We start from the raw sequence: 7,656 nt of genomic DNA on the forward strand, positions 1-7,656 counted from the left end.
TATGGGTAGATACCCTATGATTGACACAACCAAAGACCGAGTTCCGGCGCCGGCCGTAGCCGGGAGAACCTGGACCGGGTCCGCCAGCGCCGGTCCCCTTGCAGGAGTCCGCCCGGAGGGACGGCCGGCCGCTGCGGCGCTTTTCCATCCTTATTCGCTTCATACCGCCGCCCCCTGCGACCCAAAGAATGTCCGGTAATCCTGCCTTACTGGACAATTCTTCATCCCTAGCCCCCAGCCCCACCGAAAGGGCACGAAGACCGTCGAAACGCTTCGGTAACGCGAGCTGGAGTACTGGTACGAGATCAAAATGGAAGAACCCAAGCCTGCCACGGAGTTGCCTGAACCTTTCCCAGCCAGCCGCATACCGAAGACGGAACTTCCCGGTTTTCCGCAAGTTCTCCCTTCGGCGCAGCCTTAGCTCAGCCCGCCCCAGCCGACGGTCAGCGCAGCCTCATCCCGGGTCTGGCGGGGATAGAAGTCCCGCTGCGGCACATGGAGATCGAGGCCCGTGGCCCCCTCGATGACCCTCATCTGCGTCGCGACCGCATCGGCCAGCGACTTCCCGCTCTCCCTTTCAAGGATTGGCCCTGAGAGCTTGGCAATATCCCGCAGCAGCTTCAACCGCGAGCCACTCATCCTGGCTCGAAGAAATCCCAGATCCCGAAACGCCGCTTCCAACGCCGGAACCGTGAGGTCCTCGGCGTAGGATGCGCCGCCGATCAGGGCGGAGAATGCATGAGTGACGCGCCTGTCCATCATCACCGGCACAACATCGTAGAGCGGCGCCAAGCGGCCTGCCTGCCCGTCGTAGAGGATCGCCCCATTCTTTGCGTGATTGTCGGTGTTTCCGACGGCGAGGTTGAACAGCGTGTGCGCCAGGAACTCCAGTTGGAACTTCGCGGGTGCGACAGTTCCAAGTGCAAGCCGACCAACGGCTTCCAAGGAGAAACGGCGCTCCGGGATCACCGCGTCGCGCTCGTACTTCAAGCTGCGTGGCAGTCCAAGGGCCTGGGCGAAATCTTCGGAATGGATCCGCCGCACTGTCCGGCCGTCGAAGGCGCGGTCGAAGCGGCACGACAGCAAAGCGCCAATCGATGCGCAGGTTTCCTCGTCATCGATCTCGACATAGCTGCTCTCGATCACGTCGAGCTTGCAGTTCCGCGCCAGCGAGAGCAACGCGGCCTCATGGCGCGTCAGATCTGCGTCGTCCCGTGGTGAGACCTTCAAGACGTGAGTGGTCGGGGCCCGGCTGCCTTCCCGGGGCAGGAAGTAGCGGCCATCCCGCGCGACCAGGGCGAGCTTCGGCTGAACTCCGGCGAGCGGCGACGGATCCCCCGCCCCCTCCGGAAGCCTTCCTCTGAAATGCAGCGACACCATCAGGCGGCGGAGATCGTCCTGAGAAAGCTCCTCGTAGTCGTCCGGGAACCGGCCGGGGCGCTTGCCCGGACCAGTTCCCTCTGGCGTGACTGAAATGGCTCCTGGGCAGTCGGCGCCGAGGTGATGCAGCAGCGCCCCGATATCATCGCGGTCGATACCGAAGCCATCCATGATCCGGTCGAGTTCGCGTCCCTCGAAGAGCAAGTTGCCGAAGTAGGCGACGCAGGCCGCGTCGCCATAAGGCTCTTCACGGACCGGCATGGCCGCCGAGATCCGTGCTTCGGCAGGTGCGTCGACGGCATAGACAAAGGAAAGGCTCCGGTCCCGCGCGCGGACGAGGCTTCCGGCCGGACTGTCGAGGCCCTCCATCCAGACGTCGAGTCTCATGACCGCAACTCTGCATAGAGGTCGATACCCAGGGCAGACATCAGGCGGAAGTAGGTATCAAGGGTGGCCGGGAGCTGACCTCGCTCGATCTTGGACAGGTTGCCTTGATCGACCCCGGTGAGCGAGGCAAGGTCAGTCTGGCTCATCTTCAGCGCACGGCGTCGGCTGCGAAGCAGCTCTCCGAGTTCTTCATGAGTGCCTATTTTCCTGTGCATGAGCGCTCCATGGTTTTAGAGCCATATATCTCATGGTCCTCCATTCCACACAAGGAAATATGGTTCTTGAACCTTTTCCCGCGTTTCGGAATGCCGGTGTCGCATATATATGGCACTCCAGCCATATCTATCGCGACGATCCACGAGACGGAATAGCATGCCGCGTGGCTGCTATTCGGCAGGTGGACACAACATGGACATTGCGAAAACGACCAATTCTAGCTCCCAATAGTCGGTGCGGCGGCAGTGTCCGAGACAGGGGCCTTCCCCGAACAGGCCAACTTCGCGCCGCTTGGAGAGCTATCCTCCGCGCGCCAGAAAGCAGGACCCCTTCCATCTCTCCGGATCGGGCAGGGAAAGAACGGCGCGATGTCTCGAAACCGGAGAATTATCCGATGGACTGCCGCTCATTGAAACCGTCGCCTCCCATGGCCTACGCTCGGTTCGCAGTGGGCCCAGGCCCAAACACCACGTGGTTGCATGCCCAGCCTAGGAAGAAGTCGTTCAAGGAAGACACGCGCCAAGCCTGGCGGCTCCGGGTTGCCTCGTAGGACAAGACGGTTCGGAACCAATCCTATCAGGTCTGCAAGATCGAGGCGTTCATCTCCGGGGGCGCTTACACAACAGCAATCACTCTAGAGGCGTCTTGACCACGGAGCTGAGGACAAACGCAGGCGCGAATGGCCATATCGAGAGAGAGCCCCCCAGACAGGATGCGGGCAATGATCTCCTGCGGCGTCGCACTGCAAGTTTCGCCAGGACAAATCCAACCCGGCGAGAATATGTCCATCATTCGCGACCGCCCTGCCCTCTTGTCGCAGACACCTCCGCACCTGATCTTGCGGTGGCTTCCAGGCAGAACTCGTGCTTCCGCAGTCCATCAACTCGCGTCCCCAGGCAGCGTTAACGAGCACTCATTTACAGTGACCGAAATGAAAAGGACCGCCAGCTGTCGCGAGCGGTCCTTCCTGTCTTCTGTCGTTTAACGGCCGTTAAATGCGCACTGCAGATGCACCCGGTCCCTTTAACGGCCGTTAAAGTCAGTGGTCATCTTGGCGGCGAAGCACCTCCTCGAAGGCACGCCATGCATCCTCCAAGACCTCGCGCGGCACCTCGGAATAATCAACCGGTGCCTTGATCCGTACCTCGCCCTTGCGGGCGGTCAGCTTGGCCTGCCCGACACGGAACTCCGTTTTTGCTGCAGCTGCCCGCGCCGAACCGCGCGGGTCCGGCCTACGGTCGGACTGATCCACAAAATCGCGCAGGATCTTCTGCTGCGCCGCCATGTCAGCGGCTTCGTCCAGCGATTTGCGCAACCCAGCGGTATTCGACTCCGTCAGCGCGCGCGACACCTGCACGCCCAAATCGCGCGCCACTTCCCGAGCATCGATGAGGCTGCCGCCCAGCTCGCCCAGCAGCTTGACGAAAGCGTTCACATAGGACCTCTGGGCCGGGCTCTGTGCATGATAGAGCCGGTTTACCGCAGCCCGGGCATCGGCAATCTCAGCCTCAGGATCTCCCGCCACTGCAATGGCAAGCCCCGCCATCTCGGCCAGAGAGAGGTTCTTGCGGACGACATTCTCGGTAACCATGTCGACATAACGGTCCATGCGCCCGGCCCCGGACACCTCGACCTTGGCCGTCACAATGGCGAAGCGGTCCTCGCCAGTCTCTTCGTGCAACATCCGCAAAGCGTTCAGCCGCCGCCAACCAGAGGTCAGCGAGTAGCCCTCGCCAGTCTGCTGCACCGAAATCGGCTCCTTCTGGCCGAGCACCCGGATCGATTGCTTCAGCTCCTCCATCTCCGGACTCTTCAGTTCCTCGGCGAGATTGGACCGGTCTCGCGCCAGATCTTCGGACCGGATCACATCCAGTGGCAGCCGCAGCAGGACCAGCCCTTCCTCCAGCGCCGAGCGCCACTGCCGCGCTTCGTCGGCATTGCGCTTGCGCTGCTGGCGCAGATCTTCCTCGGCCTTGTCAAGCGTCTGCGCTGTTTCCCTGATCGCCGTGCTCATCGGTCCCGGTTTCGCCAGCGGATCCGCCATCGCCTTTTTGCGCGCCGCGACCCCAGGGACGATATCGAATTTGGACTTCGCCATCTCAGCCAGCCTTCCTCACCGGTTTCGCCTGTTCCGGCCAGACCGAGAGGATCGTCTCGCGGAACTCGGCATAGGCATCGTCAAAGCTCTTGCGCGCACGCTTCCATGTGTCCCGGGTCATCTCGCGGTAGTCCTGCTCGTAGATCGAGTTCTGGAACCGTCCGGACTGCTCGACCGCGCGCGTCATTTCAATCGAGTTCTCGCAGACCCGTCCGTCAAACACATTGTTGAAAGCTCGTCTCATCGCTTCATGCAGCTCGTTCGACGGCTCGAAGCGCGTCATCAGCACCCGTATGGCGAGGAACTGTTTCGGCAGCTTCAGCCGCGCACCACTGGCATGAGAGGCATAGCCGGCCGAAATATCCTCCATCGCCGTAGCCAGCTGGCCCAGGAAGGAGGTGGTGGAGTCGTACTCCCAATAGCCAGGACCGGAAGGGATGTAGAGCACGTCCGCCGCGAAGGTGGCGTTCAGCGACTGGTAGCCAATGGCGGGTGGGCAGTCGAAGATGATCAGATCGTATTCATCATCCGGCAATTCGTCGAGGTAGCGCGAGACACAGCCAAAGAAAGTCCAGCCTGGATGCAGGTTGCGGTACTGCGCCGAGGCGAATTCGACGAAGGCCGCATTGGCACAGGAAGGAATGATGTGGATCGATCGGCCCCAGCAAGTCGGCAGGATGAAATCGCCGAACTTCTGGCGGCCGATCGACTGCACGTCGTCCGGCAGTTCATAGGAAGCGGGGTAGGGGCAGTCCTCGGGGTCGTCATAAGTCTCTACGATCCGGTCGGCCTCCTTGCAGAGGTCGCGGCACATGATGCCCCAAACCGTCTGCTCCTCGCTGACGGCGGTCAGCCCCATGGAATGGGTCAGTGTCGCCTGCGGGTCGAAGTCGATGACCAGCACGCGGTACCCGTCCAGCGCAGCCGCATGAGCAAGGTGCTGTGCGACGACGGTCTTGCCGACGCCGCCCTTGAAGTTCGCCACTCCGACCCGGAGTGCACGACCCTTGGGACGCGGCGGCACAAGCGACTTGTTCTTGAATTTCAACCCGCGCCGCAGGCGCCCGATTTCGTCGATGGTGAACCAACGCTGGCCGTTCGACTTCTCGACAGTGCCCTGCGGCAGCTCGGGCTGGTCCATCAGCCTCTTGCGGAATGTGTCCTGGTTCACCCCGAAGATGAAGTTCGCCACCTCCCAAGTCGAGAAGCGCCGAAGCTGCTTGGTATCATCCGGAGAGAAAGTCTGCTCGCGCACCGCCTGCTGCTGCTGGAGGCTCGCCTCGTTCATCATCCTCAGTGTCGTGTGATCATCCATTGCCCTGATCCCGCCATTTCTTTGGTTGGGAGAATATCGGGATTTGCGGAAATCCAAACCCCGAAATTTCAGAAATCCGGGATTTGCTGTTCCAGGCGCCACACACCAACATCCTGTGGAACTACTGCCTCCTTCCCGCCATTCTTGGGGTCGTGACGACAGTGTCAGCATTCCTGATCCCGGTATTCTCCAAAGTTTGACAAAATCCGGGACCGATGGCTAAACTCTGCCTTGTGAACCAAGAATCGGCACAAGCCGAGTCGGTCATTGACGGCAGAGAGCAGCAAGGAGGCACAGAAGGCCGAAAAGAAAGAGGCGCCAGATTTCTCCGGACGCCCCATCTCGATTTAGCACCTTGAGAATGGCCCCCGGACCTCTGAAAGTCAACAACGCCTAGCGGGCGAATAGTTGGTTTTTGCCGATTTCCCGGGGCCCGTGACACCCATATGGCAGATTTTCCAGAACCCGCGCGGCAGCGGGGCGGTCCGGCTTTGCCTACGGCAACCGGCACCGGGGCAGGGTCCGTACCTGTCCTGAACAAGTGGCGTGACCTTCTCGACCCGATCAAGGCCTGCGCTGCGGAGCTGAAGCTCAATGGCACCGATATCCATTTTCTCGATGTCCTACTCAGCTTCGTGCCTGGCACGTCTCTGGCACTTGACCGGAACGGCCAGTGCATCGTCTTCGCCTCGAACTCGGCAATTGCCGAACGGATGGGCAGGTCCGGAGACAGCACCGTCAACCGTTGCATCCGCCGTACTGAAGAACGCGGCCTCGTTCAGCGCCGCATGGCACCAAACCGCAAGCGCTACCGCCGCTGTGGGGCAGGGGCGGAGACCCTCCGGGCCTATGGCATTGATCTGTCCCCCTTGATCGCGCTCCGCCCACGCATCCTGGAAATGCAAAACGAAGTGCAATGCCTAGCGCTGCAGATCCGCCTCAAGCGCGATGACTGCGCTTCAGTCCTGGCCGAACTCCGGCAACGGATCCGAGTTCAAGACGATCCGGCATCGCCGCAGCAAGACCAGCTCAAGCATTTTGAGAAGCGCATGCGTAGAAAACTCACCTGCTCGGATCTCGCGCAACTTGACCGGGAAATTCGTCAAACCATAGCTGAGATGGAAAGCAGAAGTACCTCATCGGAGCACGAGCTGAGCAACACAGACAACCAGTTTGAGCGACACAAAGAACACTCTATCAAAGAAATTCCTATTTCCTCGAACACGACTACCAAACCACAGGTTCCAGATTTCGAGACAGCTTTTCCAACCTTGACGAAGCTCCTCGAAGGAGCGCACACAGCTCAAGACTTGGACCAAGCTTTCGACGATGCCGCAGCAATGCTCACAGACAGCTCACGAGCCTGGGCCGACGCCCGCCAGAAAATGGGGACTCCAGCAGCCTCGGTGCTACTTGGAACAGTTTTTGAACGCCATCCCACCATCCGAAATCCCGGCGGCTATCTCAGGCATCTTGTAAAATGCTGGGACATGGAACGGCTAGACCTCGCAAACCTCATGCTTTCTAACATGAAGCCCCAACCGGATTGTCACGTTAACCAGCGCTGATTGTAGGACGCCCATGCGGACATACCCGCCTCTGGTACAGACATCTGTTGTAATGCGATGACTAAAAATCCGGTAATGGAACCCTACCGGACATCTCCGGGGCCGCAGGAGGCGGCGGTATAAGGCGGATGTGGATGCCAAAAGCGCCGTGAGAATGTTGGCTTTGGGCATGGCATTTGGCTATCCGAATTATACCAGAAACCTCGACACGCTACCCTGGATGTCCGCTTGGGTGACCTCTGACTGTATTAAATAATTGTATATGTAGGGATTTCTGGAGATCCGGAGCGGGTAGGGGAGCTGCGTGACACAGTGAATGTTCTGCGCCCCGGCGATTTGCGCCGACCGGCCGGTGAAACTTGCCTGGCTGGCGGTGCGCGGTCGAGCGCCCGGTGTCGGCCAAGGCACTGGGCCGGACCAGTTTGAGGCGTGGTTTGATGTGGGCAGGGGGCAGCGGTGACCCACGCGACAATGGTACTGGAAGCGGTGCTGGTGGACGCGCCCCGGGCCTGAAACGCGTCGACCTGCGCAAGCGTGCGCGTTCCGGGGCCATCCGGTCAGGCATTCCGATAACATCCGGTCAGTGACTCCGATTTGACCCGGTCACGGATTCCGGGACATCCGGTCACCCCGGATCCCGGTCTGGAGACGCCGCTGGGCGATCGTGTGGCGGGGTAGCCTTGCCGTCCAAC

The 7,656-nt window shown here is 60.6% G+C and carries 5 protein-coding genes; 1 reads left to right on the plus strand and 4 read right to left on the minus strand.

Annotated elements, in window-relative coordinates; genetic code table 11:
* Positions 1-417: 417 nt before the first annotated feature.
* The 4 genes from FGX59_RS35465 to FGX59_RS35480 all read right to left on the minus strand — a co-directional run bounded on the left by FGX59_RS35465 (position 418) and on the right by FGX59_RS35480 (position 5,396).
* Entirely contained in the window at positions 418-1,767 is a 1,350-nt protein-coding gene (locus FGX59_RS35465; protein ID WP_138473282.1) for a HipA domain-containing protein, read from the minus strand.
* Positions 1,764-1,982: a helix-turn-helix domain-containing protein gene (locus FGX59_RS35470; protein WP_138473283.1), complete on the minus strand. Its 219-nt coding sequence runs from the start codon at positions 1,980-1,982 to the stop codon at positions 1,764-1,766. The genes FGX59_RS35465 and FGX59_RS35470 overlap by 4 nt, the downstream gene beginning before the upstream one ends.
* A gap of 1,040 nt (positions 1,983-3,022) precedes the next feature.
* The gene (locus FGX59_RS35475; RefSeq protein WP_138473284.1) at positions 3,023-4,081 is read right to left on the minus strand and encodes a ParB N-terminal domain-containing protein; all 1,059 of its coding nucleotides are present in this window, start codon (positions 4,079-4,081) and stop codon (positions 3,023-3,025) included.
* 1 nt (position 4,082) lies between these two features.
* Positions 4,083-5,396, minus strand: a complete 1,314-nt coding sequence (locus FGX59_RS35480) for an AAA family ATPase (protein WP_138473285.1) — start codon at positions 5,394-5,396, stop codon at positions 4,083-4,085.
* 446 nt (positions 5,397-5,842) lie between these two features.
* Here FGX59_RS35480 and repC point away from each other — a divergent pair, with 446 nt between their 5' ends.
* Positions 5,843-6,964, plus strand: a complete 1,122-nt coding sequence (gene repC / locus FGX59_RS35485) for a replication initiation protein RepC (protein ID WP_138473286.1) — start codon at positions 5,843-5,845, stop codon at positions 6,962-6,964.
* Positions 6,965-7,656: the final 692 nt, after the last annotated feature.

Origin of the sequence: Poseidonocella sp. HB161398 (genome assembly GCF_005870025.1) — a bacterium.
Lineage (GTDB): Bacteria > Pseudomonadota > Alphaproteobacteria > Rhodobacterales > Rhodobacteraceae > Mangrovicoccus.